The sequence below is a fragment of the Larkinella soli genome, assembly GCF_003703975.1.
GTDB classification, from domain to species: domain Bacteria; phylum Bacteroidota; class Bacteroidia; order Cytophagales; family Spirosomataceae; genus Larkinella; species Larkinella soli.
On the sequence record NZ_QTJY01000011.1, the window covers coordinates 154,415 to 175,186 of the forward strand.

At 57.6% G+C, this 20,772-nt stretch carries 19 protein-coding genes and 1 pseudogene; 12 read left to right on the top strand and 8 right to left on the bottom strand.

The annotated features are described in order from the left end of the window. Positions 1 to 97 precede the first annotated feature (97 nt). The 3 genes and pseudogenes from DX909_RS19235 to DX909_RS19240 all read left to right on the top strand — a co-directional run bounded on the left by DX909_RS19235 (position 98) and on the right by DX909_RS19240 (position 1,772). Positions 98 to 661, top strand: a complete 564-nt coding sequence (locus DX909_RS19235) for a hypothetical protein (RefSeq protein ID WP_128546840.1) — start codon at positions 98 to 100, stop codon at positions 659 to 661. A 15-nt stretch (positions 662 to 676) separates the two neighbouring features. Then, positions 677 to 1,066, top strand: a pseudogene (locus DX909_RS30125) (DUF6973 domain-containing protein); the annotation flags it as partial. 40 nt (positions 1,067 to 1,106) lie between these two features. After that, positions 1,107 to 1,772 (top strand): hypothetical protein, encoded by a 666-nt coding sequence (locus DX909_RS19240; RefSeq protein WP_128546841.1) that lies wholly within the window; start codon positions 1,107 to 1,109, stop codon positions 1,770 to 1,772. A 47-nt stretch (positions 1,773 to 1,819) separates the two neighbouring features. Here DX909_RS19240 and DX909_RS19245 read toward each other — a convergent pair whose 3' ends face one another. After that, entirely contained in the window at positions 1,820 to 2,932 is a 1,113-nt protein-coding gene (locus tag DX909_RS19245; protein ID WP_128546842.1) for an endonuclease/exonuclease/phosphatase family protein, read from the bottom strand. A gap of 177 nt (positions 2,933 to 3,109) precedes the next feature. Between DX909_RS19245 and DX909_RS19250 the strand changes: the two genes are divergently transcribed. After that, a complete protein-coding gene (locus tag DX909_RS19250; protein WP_128546843.1) occupies positions 3,110 to 4,192 on the top strand; it encodes a Gfo/Idh/MocA family protein in 1,083 nt (360 codons plus the stop codon). A 72-nt stretch (positions 4,193 to 4,264) separates the two neighbouring features. Here DX909_RS19250 and DX909_RS19255 read toward each other — a convergent pair whose 3' ends face one another. Together DX909_RS19255 and DX909_RS19260 are read right to left on the bottom strand one after the other, a co-directional pair. Then, positions 4,265 to 5,767: an MBOAT family O-acyltransferase gene (locus tag DX909_RS19255; protein WP_128546844.1), complete on the bottom strand. Its 1,503-nt coding sequence runs from the start codon at positions 5,765 to 5,767 to the stop codon at positions 4,265 to 4,267. A 12-nt stretch (positions 5,768 to 5,779) separates the two neighbouring features. Beyond that, the gene (locus DX909_RS19260) at positions 5,780 to 6,850 is read right to left on the bottom strand and encodes a hypothetical protein (RefSeq protein ID WP_128546845.1); all 1,071 of its coding nucleotides are present in this window, start codon (positions 6,848 to 6,850) and stop codon (positions 5,780 to 5,782) included. A 409-nt stretch (positions 6,851 to 7,259) separates the two neighbouring features. Here DX909_RS19260 and DX909_RS19265 point away from each other — a divergent pair, with 409 nt between their 5' ends. Both DX909_RS19265 and DX909_RS19270 read left to right on the top strand, forming a co-directional pair. Beyond that, on the top strand, positions 7,260 to 7,457 hold the full coding sequence (locus DX909_RS19265; RefSeq protein WP_128546846.1) for a hypothetical protein: 198 nt from the start codon (positions 7,260 to 7,262) through the stop codon (positions 7,455 to 7,457). A 21-nt stretch (positions 7,458 to 7,478) separates the two neighbouring features. Further along, positions 7,479 to 8,423, top strand: coding sequence for an alpha/beta hydrolase (locus DX909_RS19270; protein ID WP_128546847.1), 945 nt, complete (start codon positions 7,479 to 7,481; stop codon positions 8,421 to 8,423). Here DX909_RS19270 and DX909_RS19275 read toward each other — a convergent pair. Both DX909_RS19275 and DX909_RS19280 read right to left on the bottom strand, forming a co-directional pair. Then, positions 8,379 to 9,059 carry a pseudouridine synthase gene (locus DX909_RS19275; RefSeq protein WP_128546928.1) on the bottom strand — a complete coding sequence of 227 codons (681 nt, stop codon included), beginning with the start codon at positions 9,057 to 9,059 and terminating at the stop codon, positions 8,379 to 8,381. The genes DX909_RS19270 and DX909_RS19275 overlap by 45 nt on opposite strands. Positions 9,060 to 9,120: 61 nt before the next feature. Further along, positions 9,121 to 10,266: a glycoside hydrolase family 5 protein gene (locus DX909_RS19280; protein WP_128546848.1), complete on the bottom strand. Its 1,146-nt coding sequence runs from the start codon at positions 10,264 to 10,266 to the stop codon at positions 9,121 to 9,123. 57 nt (positions 10,267 to 10,323) lie between these two features. Between DX909_RS19280 and DX909_RS19285 the strand changes: the two genes are divergently transcribed. The 3 genes from DX909_RS19285 (at position 10,324) to DX909_RS19295 (ending at position 13,191) form a co-directional block, all read left to right on the top strand. Then, positions 10,324 to 10,575 carry a hypothetical protein gene (locus DX909_RS19285; protein WP_128546849.1) on the top strand — a complete coding sequence of 84 codons (252 nt, stop codon included), beginning with the start codon at positions 10,324 to 10,326 and terminating at the stop codon, positions 10,573 to 10,575. A 94-nt stretch (positions 10,576 to 10,669) separates the two neighbouring features. Then, the gene (ypfJ, locus tag DX909_RS19290) at positions 10,670 to 11,521 is read left to right on the top strand and encodes a KPN_02809 family neutral zinc metallopeptidase (RefSeq protein WP_128546850.1); all 852 of its coding nucleotides are present in this window, start codon (positions 10,670 to 10,672) and stop codon (positions 11,519 to 11,521) included. A 137-nt stretch (positions 11,522 to 11,658) separates the two neighbouring features. Beyond that, positions 11,659 to 13,191, top strand: a complete 1,533-nt coding sequence (locus DX909_RS19295; protein WP_128546851.1) for a S10 family peptidase — start codon at positions 11,659 to 11,661, stop codon at positions 13,189 to 13,191. A 45-nt stretch (positions 13,192 to 13,236) separates the two neighbouring features. Here the strand turns inward: DX909_RS19295 and DX909_RS19300 are convergent, their stop codons facing one another. Further along, positions 13,237 to 14,694: a Gfo/Idh/MocA family protein gene (locus DX909_RS19300; RefSeq protein ID WP_128546852.1), complete on the bottom strand. Its 1,458-nt coding sequence runs from the start codon at positions 14,692 to 14,694 to the stop codon at positions 13,237 to 13,239. Positions 14,695 to 14,986: 292 nt separating this feature from the next. On the opposite strand from DX909_RS19300, the gene DX909_RS19305 reads away from it, so the two are divergent. The 3 genes from DX909_RS19305 to DX909_RS19320 all read left to right on the top strand — a co-directional run bounded on the left by DX909_RS19305 (position 14,987) and on the right by DX909_RS19320 (position 18,105). Continuing rightward, the gene (locus tag DX909_RS19305) at positions 14,987 to 15,670 is read left to right on the top strand and encodes a DsrE family protein (protein ID WP_128546853.1); all 684 of its coding nucleotides are present in this window, start codon (positions 14,987 to 14,989) and stop codon (positions 15,668 to 15,670) included. Between the two features lie 89 nt (positions 15,671 to 15,759). Beyond that, on the top strand, positions 15,760 to 17,475 hold the full coding sequence (locus DX909_RS30050; RefSeq protein ID WP_310589862.1) for a TSUP family transporter: 1,716 nt from the start codon (positions 15,760 to 15,762) through the stop codon (positions 17,473 to 17,475). Between the two features lie 312 nt (positions 17,476 to 17,787). Further along, the gene (locus tag DX909_RS19320) at positions 17,788 to 18,105 is read left to right on the top strand and encodes a hypothetical protein (RefSeq protein ID WP_128546854.1); all 318 of its coding nucleotides are present in this window, start codon (positions 17,788 to 17,790) and stop codon (positions 18,103 to 18,105) included. A gap of 20 nt (positions 18,106 to 18,125) precedes the next feature. On the opposite strand, the gene DX909_RS19325 is transcribed toward DX909_RS19320, so the two are convergent. Beyond that, the gene (locus DX909_RS19325) at positions 18,126 to 20,006 is read right to left on the bottom strand and encodes a cytochrome c oxidase subunit I (protein WP_128546855.1); all 1,881 of its coding nucleotides are present in this window, start codon (positions 20,004 to 20,006) and stop codon (positions 18,126 to 18,128) included. A 130-nt stretch (positions 20,007 to 20,136) separates the two neighbouring features. Then, positions 20,137 to 20,754, bottom strand: a complete 618-nt coding sequence (locus DX909_RS19330; RefSeq protein WP_128546856.1) for a hypothetical protein — start codon at positions 20,752 to 20,754, stop codon at positions 20,137 to 20,139. Between the last annotated feature and the right edge of the window lie 18 nt (positions 20,755 to 20,772).

A 20,772-nucleotide genomic window follows, 5' to 3' on the forward strand; every position in this document is an offset into this window, starting at 1 on the left:
AAGCCTGATCAAAAATAATCAGACAATCCTTTGATTTTGGATAGCGATGAAAGTAGAATTTCTCTATATTTGCTTGGTCAAACAATTATTTAATATTATGAAATTTTGCTACAAAACATCCACTGCTTTTTTCGCCTTTTTATTCTCCGCTCTTTTGATTGGTTGTAATAACAAACCATCGGCAATTGAACCCACCTCAAAGGTTGTTACTTTTAGAGGACAATTAGTCAAAATACCGGATGGTTTCCCGGCAGAAGCTTTATACTACACAACAGAGGATTATGAAAGATTTTTTTTCTCCTTGAACGAATCGGCCAGAATTTCCAGCAAAACCGGACTAACCCTCGGGGAACTTAATCAAATTATAACTCCAATACGAAATCAGTTTCCCAATACCGCATTCCTTGACGAAAAAGCCAAAAAAAGAATTAAAATCGATTTTAATAGCCTCTCCGATTCTAAAATGAAAGAGCTTGCCGAGGTGATTGATGAATTTTATGATAAACTGGCATCTTTTGAAATTATCATTTCATTGGCAAAGAAAAACATAAAGCCTGGGGCAAGGAAAGCCTATTTTGGATACGAAACCAACCGAAAGGAAACGCTTCTTTTAGCTAATAATCCAAGAAACATATCCGGTACAGACAAAGCAACAACATAGGCTTTCGAATATGAAAAAGAACGGTTTGGAAGCAATTCCCAGGATACAAAAGGTGATGCTTTTAGACATGCTATTTGGGCAGCATTAGTTGCCAAATATGGAGGTACGCATTATGGGGATGTTTGGAAAGCCGCCAATTGGGCAAAAGAGTTCACCGATGCTCATGAATCAGACTCTCCCGAAGGACTTCCAAAAAGAATGGATCTTCAGAATAACGCAGTCGGGATAGAGTATTTCCGACGAGTGGCCTGGGTACATCGCGTGAACTGGATCGATAAGGATGTTCACGCGCCTGAGGACAATCAGTTCAAGAATTATCTTCAGCCAAAAGCTCAAAGTGCGATACGAATTTCTGCAACGAATCAAATTCCCAATTCTAAAGATTTGTTAGTCCATATCAAGTAAAAATTAAACAGCGACCGGCAAAGCCGGTCGCCCTCTTCCTATGAAAACAAAGATATTCCTTCTTCTAATTTTTATCAGTCTAAATGCCTATTCCCAGCGCATCGGCACAAACCCGTTCTTCTCTCTGGACGGCAAATTCTCCTTGTTCTACGAGATTCCAGGGAAGCATTCTCAAACTTTCTTAACGGGAGGAATTCGATTCTATAATGTTAATTATGGCCTTTATTCTTATGTTTTCGCTCTCCCAGTCGAGCTTCGCTACTTAAAAGATATAGAAGTTGAACAAGGAATAAAACGCTTCTTGACCAAGAGACAAAATTTATTCGTCAGTGCAACTTTTAACGCAACCTACACTAAACTACAACTCACGAAAATTTCATACATAAGTCCTGACTCCATCGACGCGAAAGGCTTTGTCATCAGCCCGGAGGTGAAGTTGGGCTATGACTTCAAATTCTTTAAAGGCCTACTCATTGTCCAGGCTGTTTTCGGAATCCGGAAGCGATTCAGTCTCATCAATTTTGACCGGCTCACGTATGACGACCGGTCCTGGAGTGTAGGAACTGCCATTCCGGAATATTATCGTTCCACTCGCTATGAGATCACCCAGATCAGAAACCGGGCCTGCTTCGTGGGCGGCATCCATATCCTGGTCGACCTCTCACGACTCCGGGCCAAACCGAAGCTGAAGGAGTATTATCATTAATTTTCTCCGGATTCTTACCAAAAGCCCATAGAAAACACTCCAGCCGTTTACACCGACGTTTTCTGTGCTGCCGTACCTGGTTCGGTTTCGGCCTTGTCGATGATTTTCTCCGTCTCGACGATGTCGTCTTTTTCAGGTTGTGGCAGTTCCTCCGAATCGGTTCGCTTTTCGGGGGCATAGGTCAGGGTAATCATGATCGGGAAGTGGTCGGAGCCGCAGTTCGGTAGTTTCCGAAGTTCGCGGATCTGAAAATGGGGCGAAACGAAAATATGGTCCAGCGGCCAGCGCATGAAGAAATACCGGGCATGAAAGGTGTTGAACAGCCCCCGGCCGATGCGCGGATCGAGCAGGCCGCTGACCCGCTGAAAAAGGCGGGTGGTGTGCGACCAGGCCACGTCGTTCAGGTCCCCGGCCACGATGACCGGCCCCGTTAGTTTCCTGACTTCCTTTCCGACCACCAGCAGCTCGGCATCCCGCTCCGTCGAACGGTAATGTTCGGTGGGGCTGGGCGGCATGGGATGAACGCCGTAAAACGTAATTTTTTGCCCTGAAGCCAGTTTCAATACCGCCCGGATGGACGGAATGTCGTCCTGAATCAGAAACCGGACCTCGTGTTCGAGCAGTTCCACCCGGGAATAGAACAGCATTCCGTAGGTATTTTCGAGCGGATGAAGGATGCGGTGGGGATACCTGTCCTCCAGCGGCTCCAGGGCTTTCTGCCAGGCGGCATTGCCTTCGAGAATCATGAATACGTCGGGATCGTACTTTTTGACCAGCGCCAGCACGTCGGGGGTATGGGTGTTTTCCATGTAGACGTTGGCCGTCAGGATGCGGATCGTATTGGCGTCGGCGTCTTCGGTCCGCGCTTTCTTCTTCTGGTATTTCACCTGCTTGCGGTGCAGCGGGGTGAACGGGTAGATCAGCCAGCCTTCATACGCCAGGGAGGCCAGCAGGCCGACCGGAGCCAGAACCACCGGCCAGTCGGTGTTGCGGCTCAGGGCCAGCCAGGCCGCCATACCGATCCCCGCCAGTACGGCCAGCTGGAAGTGCGGAAAGTCCCACATCCGGACCCACCAGTAATCCACCCGAATCAGATGGATAAACGATAAGGTGGTAACCACCAGAGCATAGATCAGCAGCGCGTTGTCAATGGCATTCATGGGAGGGGTCAATAGGTGTGTACGTGGACTAACACCTAAAACTCCGGAAGGCGGCATTCGGTTTTCGGCGGGCCGAAGCAGAGCGATGCTTCGAAGGATCGGGAAGCAGTAAATTCAGGAACGAATCTGGTTTTTTACCGCATTGTATACCAACTTGCAGTTTAAACTTTCTGATTCATGTCAACATCAACCCAAACGGTGCGGGTGCTGGTTGTCGGCTGCGGCAACATGGGCGCATCGCACGCGATAGCCTATTCCACCCTCGACGGTTTTGAAATCTGCGGGATCGTCTCCACCGGAAAAAGCAAGGAAGTCCTCAACGAACAGCTGGGGGGCGGCTTTCCGCTGTTCAGCGGGATGGAAACCGCCCTGAAGGAAACCCGACCCGACGCGGTCTGTATCTCCACCTACCCCGATACCCACGAAGCCTACGCCGTCATGGCGCTGGAACACGGCTGCCATGTCTTCATCGAAAAACCGCTGGCCGATACCGTCGAGGGCGCCGAACGCGTGGTGGCGGCCGCGGAAAAGGCCGGGAAGAAAGTGGTGGTCGGTTACATCCTGCGGCATCATCCTTCCTGGGAAAAATTCGTCGAAATTTCGCAGGGGCTGGGCAAACCGCTGGTGATGCGGATGAACCTCAACCAGCAGAGCCACGGCAACATGTGGACGGTTCACCGGAACCTGATGAAAAGCCTCAGCCCCATCGTGGACTGCGGGGTGCATTACATCGACGTCATGTGCCAGATGACCCGCTCGAAACCGCTTCAGGTGAACGCCATCGGGGCCCGGCTGACGGAGGATATTCCGGCCGGCAACTATAATTACGGACAGCTGCAAATCCGGTTCGAAGACGGCTCGGTGGGCTGGTATGAAGCCGGCTGGGGGCCGATGATGTCCGAAACCGCCTTCTTCGTCAAGGATGTGATCGGGCCGAAAGGCTGCGTCTCCATCGTCGCCAAAAATGCCGGGGCGGCCGGCAAATCGGACGACGTCGACTCCCACACGAAAACCGAATCGCTGCGGGTTCACCAGGCTACCCTCGACGCCAACGACCAGTTCGAGAAGGAGGATGCCTGGATCGATATGCAGGACGAACCCAACCACCAGGAACTCTGCAACCGCGAACAGCGGTATTTCCTGAAGGCCATCCGCGAAAATATCGACCTGACCGACCACCTCCAGGATGCGGTCAACAGCCTTCGCATCGCCTTCGCCTGTGACGAATCCGTTCGGACCGGCCAGCCGGTAATGCTGTAGCCGTTTCGCAGGAAGCAAAAAAGGAAAGGTGCCCGATTTTAACGATTGGGCACCTTTCCTTTTAAACCACTTTCAGAACTGGAAGTAAATAAACGAGCTGGTGCTTTTCTGGGCCAGGACCAGCGAAATCAGCAGAATGGCCCAAACCATCCCCAGCGCCCACCAGGGAAGCCGTTCCATCAGGCGTTCCAGGGAACTGTTGCGCATCCGCCAGTGACAGACGATGATCCCGACCGTTACCAACCCGACGGTTAGAATGGCGGTGGTCGTCAGCATGGGTGCACCGTTTGGAATCACGCCGAACATGGAAAGCAGCAGCAGACCGGCCCCCTTGAAAGTCGTCGCCCGGAAGAACACCCAGGTAATGTTGACCAGAAAAAGCGTCAGCAGGGCCAGCAGAAACTGCCCGGAGCGTCCGCGGAGCGACAAGGCCGGCCCCAGGGCGGCCCGGCTGATCACCGTGCCTTCGGAGAGGGCCCCCTCCTGGTGAGCCGCCGTCCGTCGCCTTCTCGTCCGGTCGAGGCCATCGCGGATCAGTCGCTCGATGCACAGGAACAGGCCGTGCAGGGCGCCCCAGACTACGAACGTCCAGGAGGCTCCGTGCCACAACCCGCCCAGCAGCATCGTCAGCATCAGATTCACGTAGGTCCGTGGACGCCCCTTCCGGTTGCCGCCCAGGGGAATGTAGAGGTAATCCCGCAGCCAGGTGGAAAGCGTGATGTGCCACCGTCGCCAGAAATCGGAAAAACCGACGGCCGCATACGGATACCGGAAGTTATCGGGGAGGGTGATGCCCAGGCAGAGCGATGCCCCGATGGCGCAGGTGCTGTACCCCGCGAAATCACAGAAAATCTGTCCCGAAAACGCCAGCACTCCGATCCAGGCGTCAAGCGTCCGCACCGGGAAGGGCAACCCGAAAATCAGGTCGGCGGTGTCGGCCAGCAGACCGTCGGCGACGGTTACTTTCATGAACAGCCCCAGCGATAGCAGAAACAGGCCCTGGTAGATCTGCCGGGCGGTGGCCTGACGGGGCGTCTTGAACTGGGGAATCAGGTCTTCGGGCCGCACGATCGGACCCGCCACGAGGTGCGGAAAGTAGGTGACGAACAGGGCGAAATTGAGGAACGACGGCTCCGGCGCAAATTTTTTCCGGTACACGTCCAGCGTGTAGGAGAGCGTCACGAAGGTGTAAAAGGAAATCCCGACGGGCAGGATGATGTCCGGGCGGGCAGCCTGAAACGTAACGCCCATCGCCGACAGGATGGCCGTAAAGTTTTCCAGCAAAAAGCCGCCGTATTTAAAATAACTCAGCATCCCCAGGTTAAGGACCAGACTGACCGTCAGCAGCATTTTCCGGCGGGCCGGTCGCTGTTCCTGCCAGATGAGCCGGGCCATCTGGTAATCGACCACCGTCGACAGCCACAGGAGCAGGATAAACGGCGGATTCCAGAGGGCATAGAACAGATAGCTGGCCAGCAGCAGATTGATTTTTTTCGTCCTCCAGGCCAGGGGAAGGTAGTGGAGGAACAGAACGATCGCGAAGAAAACGACGAAAGTATAGGAATTGAAAACCATGGTGGGTGCGGGCTACAGAGTGGAAGAAACAAGCGGTGGCGTGGCCGAATGGCGGGCGATCTTCCATCCGGTTTTCTGCTCCAGGATCGGGATGAGGGACCGGGTAAACGGGATGGCGTCGCGCGGAGTCAGGTGCGACCATTCGGGGCAGCGAAACCGGCTCAGTTCGGGATAGTCGGAGAAATAGATGCCCCGGCACCCGGTGTGCGACAGCAGCCGGTCCCAGTATTTAGAACGCGGAAAACCCAAGTTCTCCCCGATGTTCATCGGTCCGTCGGAAGGCGTCCGGATGAATACCACCTGACCGCCCCGGGTCCGGATCTGATCGACCGATTTCTTCACCGAATTCAGGATGGCCTCCAGCAGCGGGCCGTCGACGGCCTGTTTGGGACTATGCTCCCGGACGTCGTTCCAGACGGCTTTCACCTGGTTCTGCATCACGGTATCCCGAAGAAACGCCCGGGTCATGGCGGTCTGCCGGTCGAACCGGTTGAGGGACCAGGCCAACGGAAATCGCGGCCCGGGCCAGACGCCGGGGCGGTCCTGAATGGGAAGCCGGCTAATGAGGGCGGGCAGGGAGAGCCCTTCCTCATCCAGAAAAAGCAGATTGCTCTCCAGAACGCGGTTCATCCGGAAACTGATCTGCTGCGACAGGGACCAGTTCGGATAGGCTTTGACCCTCCGGGTCGCCTGTTTTTCGGGAAAAGCCCCGTCCGGGGTAAAAAATAACGGTTCGGTGACGTCCACCAGCAGAATCCCGCGAAAATTCGGATCATTGCCCAGATCGGTCAGCAGGGGGCGCGGGGAGGTGCCCACCAAGGAGAGCTGGATGGGTTTTTTCCCCGTGATCTGCTCCCACGTATTCTGGTCGAGGTCGAATTTGATGCGCGAAGAACCGATCACCACCGGCCGGGCCGGACTGCTCTCATAAACCTGGCTTCGGTAATACGACCAAAGGCTTTCATCATCGTTAAAGGCGAGTTCATAATTCTGACTCCGCCAGTACCCTTCCCAGCCGGCGACAAAGGCCACCACCAGAAATACCGCCAGAAAGGCAGACTTTCTAAAACTAATCTGATTCATGAGAAATAATTTATGGATGCAAAAAACGAAGTATGCGAATCCGGGAGAAAAGCATTCAGAATGCGTTGAATCAGACGGCCCGGATGATTCCGGGTCTTTGAAGAATGGCCGCCACGGGATGGAAAAACTGCCTTCCCACTGTGGCCGGCCTTGTCGTTTAGAAGGTCATTAAAAGTAGCTAACTGCCTCATTAAAAGCAACAGGCATTGAGCGAACGGTAGTCCACCGGCCGTTTTTTTCAACAAGCCGGTACCCTCCGAGTGAGCAGCCCCTGCCGGTTCAGGCCCGGCTTCGGCCGGTTTAAGCGCCGATTCTTCAACCCGGACCGGTTTCCGCTTTCCGGCAGAGGCTGCGGCTGGTACCTTGCCGGCGGTTTACAACAAATACACACCTGCTTTTTCCGCCCGTTATGTTAACACTGTCCTTTCAGTACATCGACCCGATCGTTCTGGCCCTCTGCCTTGTCATCTCCCTGATCGATACCGTCCGGTCCGTTCGCCCGGCCGAAACGAAGAAACCGGAAGGGACCGGCTCCGGAAATGCGGCCGAAACCGGGACAAATTCGTCGACATCCAATCCGGATATCTATTATTCGGGTATATTTTGACGAAAGAAAAATCGTCACCGAATGTCCGTTTCCCCGCTTCGGCTCCCAGGCCGTACCACCCGATCCCGCTACCACCTGCTCTGGCAGGTCCCGGCCGGGGTGCTGGTGCTGATGGCCGTCCTGACAGCCGCCAACGAGTGGGCCGTGGCCCGGTCGGTTCACCGCACCAAGGACCTGGCCTACGTGGAGGCTGGAAGCCCGGGGTTCCCAACCGAACGGCACCGGCTCGACGTGTTTGCGCCGGCCGGTCCGACGACCGCCAAACGGCCGGTGGTGGTGTTCATTCACGGGGGAAGCTGGAACAGCGGCAGCAAGAACCTGTACGGTTTCATCGGCCGCCGGCTGGCCCACCGGGGCCTGGTGGCCGTGGTGATCAACTACCGGCTTTCGCCCTCGGTGCAGGTTCCGGCAATGGCCGAAGACTGCGCCCGGGCGGTAGTCTGGACGCAAAAGCACATCGGACGGTTCGGCGGGGACGGGGAACGGATTTTTGTGATGGGGCATTCGGCCGGGGGCGGGCTGGCCGCACTGCTGGCGGTGGACGACAGCCTCTTCAGCCGGCTGGGATCGTCGAAAAATCCGGTTCGGGGCGCCGTCCTCGACGATCCTGCCGGGCTGGATATGCTGGACTATTTGCGAAAAATGGAATATCCGGGCGATGAGCAGTATCTGGTTCCCTTCGGCCGCGACCCGGCGGTTTGGCGCTCCATGTCGGCGCTGTACCGGGTCCGGTCCGGAATACCCCCCCTGCTGGTTTACGTGGGCGAAAAAACGTACCCGAGCATCGCCCGCAGCACCCGAAAGTTCCGGGACCGCCTGCGGGAAACCGGCGCTCCGTTCCGCTTTACGGTCTTTCCGGGAAAGAAGCATGTGGGGATGGTGGCCCAGTTATTCTGGAAGAACAATCGGATTTACAAGGATTTACTGCACCTGGTCGAAACCGGAGACCTTCCGAAGGCCGAATAACACCTCGAGCATCCGTCGAAATTCGGGCTGATACCCGGCCGAAATCGTGACCGGCGCGCCGGTGGTCGGATGTCGGAACCGGAGCAGGCCGGCGTGAAGCAGCATCGTATCCATGCCGAACCGATCCTTGAACATCCGGTTCTGTTTGTTGCAGCCGTGCGGACGGTCGCCGATGATGGGGTGAAAAATATGGGCCATGTGCTTCCGCAGCTGGTGCATCCGGCCGGTGGTCGGGCGGAGTTCGACCAGGGAATACCGGGAAGTGGCGTGGCCGGCGGACGGCAGATCGACTTCCGTCCGGCGCAGGGTTTTCAGCTGCGTGAAGGCTTCCTGAAGCACCCCATCCTCCCGGCGAAGGGGGTAATCGATCTCCAGCACCTCCGGCGTATAGCCCCGAACGACAGCGTGGTACGTCTTTTCGACCTGCCCTTCCGAAAACATTCCCTGAAGGGCCGCGTTCATCGGCTCCGAAAGGGCGAACAGCAGCACCCCGCCGGTTTTTCGGTCGAGCCGGTGGACGGGCCAGACCCGCCTTCCTAACTGGTCGCGGAGCCGCTGGACCGCAAATTCTTCGGCCTCTCTCGCAAGAGGTGAACGGTGAACCAGCAGGCCATGCGGTTTGTTGATCGCCACCATCTCCTCCGATTCGAAGAGGACCTGAAGGCCGGATGGATGAACTGCTTCCAACGCCGGCGGGTTAATATTTCGCCATGAGATTCAGAAGCTTGCGGTCTAGTTTATGCCCTTTCCAGTCCTCGTAGGCCACATCCGCCCGACGCGAATCCAGCACGCCGAAGTCGCCGATAAATTCCCAGAGGGCAAAGCCGATGCCGTTTCTGGAGAGGATGTCCAGCACATCGCCGAACCAGGCCAGGAAGACGTCGTGCGGGGTTTTGTTCCAGCAGCCGCACTCCCCGCAATGCACCCCGACGCCCTTGTTGACCAGGTCGATCCAGGGCTGGTAAAAGGTTTCGAGCATGTCGCGGCTGAGGTATTTGTCGCCCACCTGCCCCGGCCACTTCGGCTCGGGCAGGTTTTCGGGATCTTTGTTGGCCCAGGGCGCCTTGTAATGGGAGATGATGCCCGGGTGGTAGCCCCGGCAGCTCTGGGCGATGTTCAGGTCCGTAATTTCCGGGATCACCTTCGTGCCGGTATCGTTGCCGTCGGCGATGATGAGGTGGTTCGGGTTTTCTTTCCGGATGGCTTCGGCGGCCGCTTTGGCCATTTTCCGATACACCTCCCCCGGAACCGTGCTGCGCCGGGAGTGCTGGTCGTTCATATCCTCCCGCATGCTCGGTTCGTTGAGCAGATCGAAGCTGATTTTTTCCGGCGACTCGCTGCGGTAACGCTTGGCCCAGTGGTTCCAGTGGAAGCAGAAGGCATCGAGCGCCTGCTGGTCGGTCCAGAGGTTATACGGTTCGTTGAACCCGGCATTGACGCAATAGCCCGGCGCCCGGTGCAGATTCAGACTGACGTGCAGCCCGTTGTCCTGCGCCATCGTCACCAGTCGGTCGATCCGTTCGACAGCCATTTCGTCGATCTGATAGACCTCTTCCGGAGTAATGTTTTTGGACCGGTCAAATTTCAGGTAAGCCGGGTAGGCCATCGGGAGCCGCACGAAATCGAAGCCCCAGTCCCGCATCCATTTCAGGTGATCCTCCTCGGTGGCCCGCCGGCCCTGAGCCGGGTTGGGCGAGAAGAAATCGAGCAGGTTGAAGCCTTTCCACTTCGGCAGTTTATTTTTCGCGCCTTTCGGCGTTCGGTCGGCCAGGACCGCCGGTCTGCCGGCCGAAACGGCCGCGGTCAGCATTCCGGTATGTTGTATAAAGGATCTTCGGTTCATTCACGCAGAAAGAAGAATTTCTTGCCACCAAGGTACCCCTTTTGTAGCTTTGTTTCCATGAGCATCATTCGAAAATCGGGGTCTTTCCCCGAAATTCCTGAATACGACAAAGCGTTTTGGTGGTCAAAAACACCTGAAGAACGGCTGGAAGCCGCGTTAAAGCTGATCCTTCAGGCAAAAATGATTTACCGGGCTAATCCCCTCAATCCTCCCCTCACCTCCCATGGAACCGGAATACTTAAGTCTCATACGCCTATTGAACGAAGAAGGGGTTACCTCGAAAATCTTCCCGGAGGAACGGAAGACTAACGGTTTCCGGCCTGCCGCTTCCGCAATCGGATAACCAAATCGGAAATTGGCTTGTTTATGGGTATAAACAAACCTACGATAACCATTTAAAACTATGCGCTGGATTGGCAGACGCGAAAGCGGAAACGTGGAAGACCGCCGGGGCAGCGGGGGCGGTGGTTTGGCGGTCGGCGGGGGCATCGGCACCGTCGTCATCGCCATCATCGTGTACCTGCTGGGCGGTGACCCGACTCAGATCACCCAGAATACCGGCATCGACCAGACGGCCAGCCAGCCCGTCGATCCGGCCAACGACGAAGCCGGGCGCTTCGTGAAAGTCGTCCTTGCCGATACCGAGGACGTCTGGACCAAACTCTTCGCCGATCAGGGCCAGACGTACCCGAAGCCGGTCCTCGTCCTGTTCCGGGGCGGCACCTCCTCCGGCTGCGGCATGGCCTCGGCGGCCTCCGGCCCCTTCTACTGCCCGGCTGATGAAAAACTGTACATCGACCTGTCCTTTTACGACGAACTGCGCGAGCGGTTCAACGCCCCCGGCGACTTTGCCATGGCTTACGTCATCGCTCATGAGGTCGGGCACCATATTCAGCACCAGCTGGGCCTGACCGATCAGGTCGACCGGGCCCGCGGACGGGTCAGCCGGGAACAGTACAACCGGATGTCGGTCCGGCTTGAACTACAGGCCGATTTTCTGGCCGGGGTCTGGGCCCACCATGCGCAGAAGATGAAAAACATCCTGGAACAGGGCGACATCGAGGAAGCGATGGCGGCCGCCGGAGCCATCGGCGACGACCGGATTCAGGAACAGACCCAGGGACACGTCAATCCCGAGTCCTTCACCCACGGGTCGTCGGCCCAGCGGGTATACTGGTTCAAGAAAGGCTTCCAGACCGGTGACATGAAGCAGGGCGATACCTTCAACAGCCGCGAGGACGCCAATCTTCAGTAAGGTCCGTTTGCGATCTTTCAACAAGCCCGGGAGCCTGCTTCCGGGCTTTTCTGCGTCTTTCTCCGTACATTGGCCTATGGAAAACCGCCCGACCGGCCGCCGGTTTTCCAACTTTCCGTTCAAGCTAAACCAACAGTATGAAGAAACGATTGCTCATCCTTCTGGCGGGCTTCTCCCTCACCGCTCCGGTTCTGGGTCAGAAGGCCGCCGGCCCCGAAAAGGCACCCGCCCGCGAAGAAAAACCGGCCGGAAACACCCGGACACTCAACATTGATTCCCAAGTAGTTACGAAAGGTGAGGTAACCATCAAGGGGCAACGCGTCCCCTACCGCGCCACCGCCGGAACCCTGCCCGTCTGGGATGAGGAAGGCAAACCCATCGCCGGGGTGTTTTTTACGTATTTCGAACGGTCGGACGTGACCGACCGGGCCGCCCGCCCCCTGCTGATCTCCTTCAACGGCGGCCCCGGGACGGCTTCGGTCTGGATGATGATCGGCTACACCGGCCCCCGCATCCTGAAGATCGACGACGAGGGCTATCCCATCCAGCCCTACGGCATGCGCGACAATCCGCATTCGGTGCTGGATGTGGCCGACATCGTGTTCGTCGATCCGGTCAATACCGGCTTTTCCAGACCCGTCAGCAAAGACGTTCCGACCAATAAATTCTTCGGGGTCAACGCCGACATCCGGTACCTGGCCGACTGGATCAACACCTTCGTAAGCCGGTATAACCGCTGGGCCTCCCCGAAATACCTGATCGGCGAAAGCTACGGAACGGCCCGGGTTTCGGGTCTGGCCCTCGAACTCCAGAACAGCCACTGGATGTACCTGAACGGGGTGATTCTGGTATCGCCGACCGACCTCGGCATCAGCCGCGAAGGCCCGGCCGACGCGGCCCTGTCCCTGCCCTACTATGCCGCCACCGCATGGTACCACAAGATGCTGCCGTCCGACCTGCAAAAGAAGGACCTGACCGACATGCTGCCGGAAGTGGAGACGTTTACGATTCAGGAATACCTCCCGGCGCTGGCGATGGGCGGCTCCCTCGGCGACCAGCGCCGGAAGGAAATCTGCGCGAAGGTGGCCCGGTACTCGGGTCTGTCCGAAAAGTCCGTCATGCAGCAGAATCTGGCCGTTCCGACTTCGTTTTTCTGGAAGGAACTGCTTCGGGACAAGGGATTTACCGTCGGTCGGCTGGATTCGCGTTACCGGGGTATCGACAACCGGGATGCCGGGACGGCTCCGGATTTCAATGCCGAACTGACCTCCTGGCTGCACTCGTTCACCCCGGCCATCAACCAGTTTATGCGGGAAGAACTGAACTACAAAACCGACCTGCGTTATTTCATGTTCGGACCGGTGCGGCCCTGGGACAGCTCCGGCAACCAGACCGGCGAGAACCTCCGGCAGGCCATGGCCCAGAACCCGTATCTCCACGTGCTGGTGCAGTCGGGGTACTATGACGGCGCCTGCGACTATTTCAACGCGAAATACAACCTCTGGCAGATGGATGCCGGCGGCAAGCTGAAAGGCCGGATGGAATGGGAAGGCTACCGGAGCGGCCACATGATGTATCTCCGCAAGGAAGACCTCGCCACCAGCAACGAACACCTCCGCCAGTTTATCCGAAAAACGCTCCCGAAGCCGGAACAGCCGGCCCGGTATTGAGCGATTAAAAAAGAAAAAGCCGGAGGTTACCGGCTTTTTCTTTTTTCACTTCTTGGTCGTCGCCACCGTTTTCTTGGCGACCACAGTCGATTTCCCTTTGGAAGCCGGCTTTTTGGTGACCGTGGAGGGCGGGGCGGTTTTGGTCATGGTGACGGGGTCCCAGTAGATCACCTTGTTGTCGAAATAGCTTTCGTTGGCGGCCAGCACCGGCGCTGCGGCCCGGAAGCCGAAGACCGGGTCCTCGATGGTACCCTGGCTGCCGCTGCGGACGTTGGCGAAAAAGTCGGCGAAATGTTTGGCGTGGGCGTCGTCGTCTTTCGGCGCTTCGAACTTCACCTCCTTCACCGGCTCGGCGGTGCGGGTTTCGGGCGGGTATTTGGCGTCATACTGCTTCACAAATTCCCGTTGTACCTCTTCCGTGAACGTGAAATAGCTGTCGTAGTTGCCGTAACCGGGGGCGATGGGCAGTTTCTTTTTGGTCAGGATCAGGTTGTTTTCGGAGAATTCGATCTGGCCCTCGTTGCCGATGATCCGGGTGACGTTGCTGATCTTCCCGGCGTTGGCGAAATTGACCCGCAGCACCATCTGGAAGGCTTCGTGCTTATCGGTTTTCGGGTAATCCATGATGCTCGTCATAATATCGGGCACATCCCGGTTCTCCTTCCAGTAGGCCAGGTTTCCGGATGAAAAAATCCGGTTGGGGCCGAGGGTTTCGGTGACGAAATGGACTCCCGTAATCAGGTGGACGAACAGATCGCCGGCCACGCCGGTGCCGTAGTCTTTGAAGTTCCGCCAGCGGAAGAACCGGACGGGGTCGAACGGCCGTTTCGGCGCGTCGCCCAGGAAGCGGTCCCAGTCGACGGTTTCGGGGGAGGCATCCGTTGGAATGGAGTAGTTCCAGGCCCCGATGGAGTTGAACCGGTCGTTGTTGGATTCGATGTAGTTGATGGCCCCGATTTCACCGGCCTGAACCAGCCGCTTGGCTTCCTGGAATGCTGCGCTGCTGATGCGCTGGCTGCCCACCTGCATGGTCTTGCTGGATTTCTTCCAGGCGTCAATGACGGCCTTCCCTTCGTTGATGTGCTGCACCATCGGCTTTTCGCAGTAGACGTGCTTGCCGGCTTTCAGGGCCGCGATGGTGATGTGGTCGTGCCAGTGGTCGGGCGTCACGATCAGGACGGCGTCGACGTCGGGACGGGCCAGGATTTCGCGGTAATCGCGGGTGGTGAATAGATCGGGGTTGAAGGCGGTTTTGGCGTGCTGCAACCGGCCGGTATACAGATCGGCCACGGCCACCAGTTCCACGTCGGGGTTTCGCAGGGCCGCCATGGTATCGTAGTTGCCCTGAATCCCCATCCCGATGGTGGCGATGCGGATCTTATCGTTGGGGCTGATCTTCTTCAGATCTCTGATGATATGGAAGGGTTTGGCAACGCTCTGGGTAGCGACCAGGGCGGAGGCCGCCGAAATTCCCTTGATGAATTTGCGCCGGGAGGGATTCATATCGATATCGGTTTTTGGGTTCCGTGAAATGGGTAACAATATACAAAGGAATTTCGGTATGTTGTTTCGTCGGATGACAAGCCTCATAGTTACATTAAAAAATAGTAACTAATGTGCTGATAATCATAATCTTAATGCTCCTTTCCGCTGGCTCATAAGTTTTACCGGTAAGTAAACCTCCGGCACCGATCCCCTCCCTCTGTTCGTATATTCCTTACGTTCTGCCACGGGCCGGACGGCCCTTTTCGGTACTCTCTTTTTTAATCCCATTCCCCTTAACGCTGAGCAGGTTATGGAACAGAATGAATTCAGTCAGCCCACCCCCCGCCGGGAGTTTCTGAGCACTCTCACCGGTGGTGCGGCCGCCCTCGGAACCGGCGCCTTTTTCTCTCCCCAACCGGCCACCGGGGCCGCGCCCGAAAGCCCGGATGCCTGGTTTGAAAATATTCGGGGAAAGCACAAAGTTGTTTTCGATGCCACCCAACCGCACGGGATGTTTCCGTTCGCCTGGCCGCGCGTTTTTCTGCTGACCAACGCGGCCACCGGAACCCCGGAGAAGGAGAACAGCGTGGTCGTCGTGCTGCGGCATGACGCCATTCCGTATGCCTTCGAGGACCGTCTCTGGGCGAAGTATAAATTCGGTGAGGTGTTCAAGGCTGAAGATCCCGACTCCAAAGCGCCGTCCGTCCGGAATCCGTTCTGGAAACCCAAACCGGGGGCGTTCAAGGTGCCGGGCTTCGGGGAGGTGGCGCTCGGGATCAACGAGCTTCAGGCCAGCGGGGTCATGTTCTGCGTCTGCGATGCGGCCATCACGGTCTACAGCGCCGCCGTCGCACAAGGCATGAACCTGAAGGCGGACGACGTCAAAAAAGACTGGATGTCCGGACTGATTCCGGGCGTTCAGGTGGTTCCGTCCGGGGTCTGGGCGCTCGGCCGGGCCCAGGAAAAAGGCTGCGCCTATATTTTTGCCGGCTGATTCAGGCACCCTTCCGGCAGGCTGGTCACTGGTCCAGCCTGCTTCTCTTTGGTGTCATTGCCTTTCCTCTCTGTTCTACTTATTGGATTATGGACATTCTGCAGGTTCTGGGTTTTCTCAGTTCCCTGCTGATCGGCATCAGCCTGGGACTGATCGGCGGGGGCGGCAGCATCCTGACGCTTCCCGCCCTGGTTTACCTGCTGGGGCTGAACCCGGTTACCTCCTCGGCCTATTCCCTCTTTGTGGTCGGGACCACCTCGCTGGTCGGCTCCGTTCATTACATCCGGACCGGCCGCGTCAGTTACCGGGTAGCCCTCTGGTTTTCGGTGCCTTCCTTCACGGCCGCCTTTCTCACCCGGCGGTATCTGGTGGAGGCCATTCCCGACCCCCTCCTCCGGTACGGCAACGGGTGGCTTTCGCGGGATATGGCCCTGATGGTGTTTTTTGCCCTGGTGATGCTGGGGGCCGCCCTGACGATGATTCAGAGCGGTCGGGAATCCCGGGTTCCGGACAGGGTCCGGTTCCGGGTCACGCACCTGCCGGTCGTCCTGATCGGGCTGCTGGTCGGGGCCGTGACGGGGCTGACCGGGGTCGGGGGCGGCTTTCTGATCATTCCGGTCCTGGTTCTCCTGGCCCGGCTGCCGATGAAAACCGCCGTCGGCACCTCCCTGCTCATCATCGCCCTGAAATCCCTGATCGGCTTCCTGGGCGATCTGCCCGCCACCCGCGTCAACTGGTTCTTTCTGCTTCCCTTTACGGCCACTTCCATCCTGGGAATTCTGGCAGGCACCTACTTTTCCCGCTTCGTTTCCGGCCAAAGCCTGTCGCGGGCCTTCGGCTGGTTTCTGGCCCTGCTGAGCCTGTTTATCCTGAGTCGGGAGACCCTGATTTCCACGGCCTTCGGGCAGCACCTTCCGGCGAACCGCCGGCCGGCTCCGGCACCGAAACCGCTCTGGAAAGCGCCGGATCTCCGGGAAGCCGACCTCCTGCCGGATGCCGGTCTGATCCGGTACGGCCGCGACCTCATCGTGAACACGGCCCGGTACCTGGGGCCATTGGGCACCATCGACCGGCTTTCCAACGGAATGAACTGCCAGAACTGTCACCTGGAAGCCGGCACCAAAGCCTGGGGCTATAATTTCGGGGCGGTTGCCTCGACCTACCCGAAATACCGGGAACGGTCCGGTACGAAGGAAACCATCGTCAAACGGGTCAGTGACTGCTTCGAAAGAAGTCTCAACGGCCGTGCGCCCGACAGTACCGGCCGGGAAATGCGTGCCCTCGTAGCCTACATCCGGTTTGTCGGCAGGGAGGTGCCGAAGGGAGTGAGTCCGGCCGGTGCCGGTGTCCGGGTGCCGCCCTATCTGGACCGGGCCGCCGACCCCGCCCGCGGGCAACGGATCTACCGAAGGAAGTGCGTTGCCTGCCACGGGCCGGACGGCCGGGGAGTTCCCGGACCGGACGGGGCCGGGTTTACGTTTCCTCCCCTCTGGGGACCGCACAGCTATAATACCGGTGCCGGGCTTTACCGGCTTTCCCGACTGGCCGGTTACCTCCAATCCAATATGCCGCTGGGAGCTACCTGGAATTCCCCCCAACTCACCTCCGGGGAAGCCTGGGACCTGGCGGCCTTCATCAATTCCGCTCCCCGACCGTCCAGACCCTTTCCGCAGGACTGGCCCGTCCGGCGCAGCAAGCCGGTCGATCATCCGGTCGGTCCCTATGCCGATCCCTTCTCCGAACGACAGCACAAATACGGGCCGTTCCAGCCCATCGAGGACTTCCGGAAGAAACAGGAAATCTGACCCCGGCCGGTGACAGGCTCCACCGGCCGCCGGGAGGGCGGTCAGAACAGACCGCCGGAAACCGCCAGATATCGGCCGATACCCACCGGTTATTCATTGTCCGTTGTTGTCGGGCGATCAGCGGCTTACCTTTGTTCGAGGGTCCTGGAAAGGATAATCTTAGTGTGTATTTGTTGTAAACAACCTGACAAACCTCCCGGTCGCTGACGGGGAGGTTTTTTATGTAGGCCCGAATCCTAATTAAAAGCCGCCCTATTCGTCAAAACCGCCCGGAAAGGGTTGATGGTTGCATACCCAACAACGTTAGGAGTCATGCTGATCGATCTTGGAGTTATCCTTATTTTCGCGGTGGGCCTGCTGGCAGGACTGCTCATCTACCTGTTCAGGGTTAGAAAAGCCCGGGACCTGAATCCGACGGCCGTTTCCCGTTCGCGGGTCGGCCCTTTGAAGTGGCTGACCGTCGTCGTCGGCATCGGTGTTCTCGGCCTGAGCGCCGTCAGCCTGCAGACATGCAGCGAGCAAAGAAATAAAACCGCCAAAAACTCGACCGAAAATAATTCGGACGAAAATCCGGGCCGGGGTGAAAACGAAGCCGGCGACCCGCACAACGGCGGCCGGGAAACGCCCTGACGATTCCCGGCCCGCTGCCCTCAGTGGGGTTGATTGAACTGGTCGTTGAAGTTCCGGGTCTGGATTTCCTTTTCCTGAACGATCAGTTCGTTCTCGTACGGCATATTGGATTCGGGCGTCTGCGAATAGGGCACATTCTGCGGAATGAAGTCCTCGCGGGCGCCCGGTTTGCTGTAATCATACGGCCAGCGGTATACGGCCGGAATCTCCCCCGGCCAGTTCCCGTGCCCCGGATGGACCGGCGCCGTCCACTCCAGCGTATTGGCGTTCCAGGGGTTTTGGGGGGATTGTTTTCCCCAGAACAGGCTGTGTATGAAATTATACAGGAAGATCATCTGCGCCCCGGCCGTCAGGAAGGCCGCAATGGAAATGAAGGCGTTCATGTCCTGATACTTCTGGAAGGCGTCGAAGCTCGTGAAGGAATAATACCGTCTGGGAAAACCGGCGATGCCGAGGTAGTGCATCGGGAAAAAGACCAGATAGACTCCCACGAACGTACACCAGAAGTGAATCTGCCCCAGCGTATTGTTCATCAGACGGCCGAACATCTTCGGAAACCACTGGTAGATGCCCGTCAGCAGGCCGAAGGCGGAGGCCGCCCCCATCACCAGGTGAAAGTGAGCTACCACGAAATAAGTGTCGTGCAGCGGAATATCCAGCGTGCTGTTGCCCAGAACGATGCCCGTCACCCCGCCCGAGATGAAAAAGGAAACCATCCCGATGGCGAAGAGCATCGCCGGGGTGAAGATGATGTTGCCCTGCCAGAGCGTGGTGATGTAATTGAACGCCTTCACGGCCGACGGCACCGCAATGATCAGCGTCAGGAACATGAAGATCGACCCCAGGAAGGGGTTCATGCCGGAGACGAACATATGGTGGGCCCAAACGATGAAGGACAGAAAGGCGATCCCGATCATCGACACGATCATGGCCCGGTATCCGAAAATCGGCTTGCGGGCGTTGACCGAGATCACCTCGGACGTAATGCCCAGCGCAGGCAGGATCACGATGTACACTTCCGGATGGCCCAGGAACCAGAACAGGTGCTGGAACAGAATCGGGCTGCCGCCGACATTCGGCAAAGCCTCGCCACCGATGTAGATTTCCGACAGGTAAAAGCTCGTTCCGAAATGGCGGTCGAAGATCAGCAGCAGTACCGCCGAAAACAGAACCGGGAAGGAAATAAGGCCGAGGACGGCCGTCAGGAAAAAGGCCCAGATGGTCAGGGGAAGTTTGCTGAAGGCCATGCCGCGCGTCCGGAGATTGATCACGGTGGTGATGTAATTGATGCCGCCCAGCAGCTGCGAAACGATGAACATCGCCATGCTGATCAGCCAGAGGGTCATGCCCTGCGCGGAACCCGAAACCGCCTGGGGCAGGGCGTTCAGGGGCGGGTACACGGTCCAGCCTCCCATCGGGGGCCCGGTTTCGATGAAGAGGGCAGTGAACATGATCAGGCTGGACACAAAGAAAAACCAGTAGGACAGCATATTCAGAAAACCGGAGGCCATGTCCCGCGCCCCGATCTGGAGCGGAATCAGGAAGTTGGAGAAGGTTCCGCTCAGGCCGGCCGTCAGCACGAAGAAAACCATGATGGTACCGTGCATGGTAACCAGCGCAAGGTAAAATTCGGGGTCGAGCGTTCCGTTGTCGGAAACCCAGTTGCCGAGAATGGGCCGCAGCCATTCCACTTTGGCGCCCTGAAATCCGAGCTGAATCCGGAACAGCAGAGAGAGCGCGATGCCGGTAACGGCCCAGAAGATGCCCGTCAGGAGGTACTGTTTTGCAATGGTTTTGTGATCTTCCGAGAAGACGTACTTTCGCCAGAACGACTGCGGTTCATGGTGTTCGTGTTCGGCCACCCCGGCGGTGGGGAGGGTGGAGTGTCCAGGTGTTGCCATACGGAAAAAGGGGTTGCTTCCGCAGGCTAAACCGGCCGACTGAACGATCCGTAAAAAAATAATACCGAAAAAAGGCAACGGCCCCTTCAGGATAAACCAAAGGGCCGTTGCCTTTTCAAACCGGTCGCCGTCAGGCACCGACCAGAAAATCCGTCAGTTTTTCCCACTGCATTTTCTGGAAATAGGCCCAGCCGCCTTCGGCGATCAGCGTATTGACCACCGGCCGGTCGCCGGCTTCCGGCCCCTGGTTATTGATGAATTCGTTGCGGCCCAGTTCCAGCCCGAAGACGGTGTGGCCCCGCCGTTCGACCCGGAAGGTACTGCTGGCCTCCGGCCCGAAAAAGTGTTTAATCTCCTTCGGCCCCGGCTTCCCGTTCTCCTGCGGGTGCGGGCTCGGCTTCACCGTAAACTGGGCCTCGTTCTCGCCGGTCCGGATGTCGGTCACCTCGACCCAGTTCTCCGGGGTGGGTCCGGGCAGCCCGATCCGCACAAAATCACCGACTTCCAGCCCCCCGTCGGTCCGCGGGTTTCCATCGGGCCGGACGACCTCGAAGTCGGAGGAAATGCCCGGCAGATTCGACCAGCGGTTCACGGCAAACAGCCTCTCCCGCGCCCGTTCGAAAGCCGTCCGGGCTGCCGTTTCGTCCGGGAAGGTTTTTTCGCTGGAAAACGTCTTGTCCTTCGACTCCTCGCCTTTGATCACTTTGGCCTCCTGCAAAATATCTTTGATCACTTTTCCGATTCCCATAGCACGTTCCGGTTGATT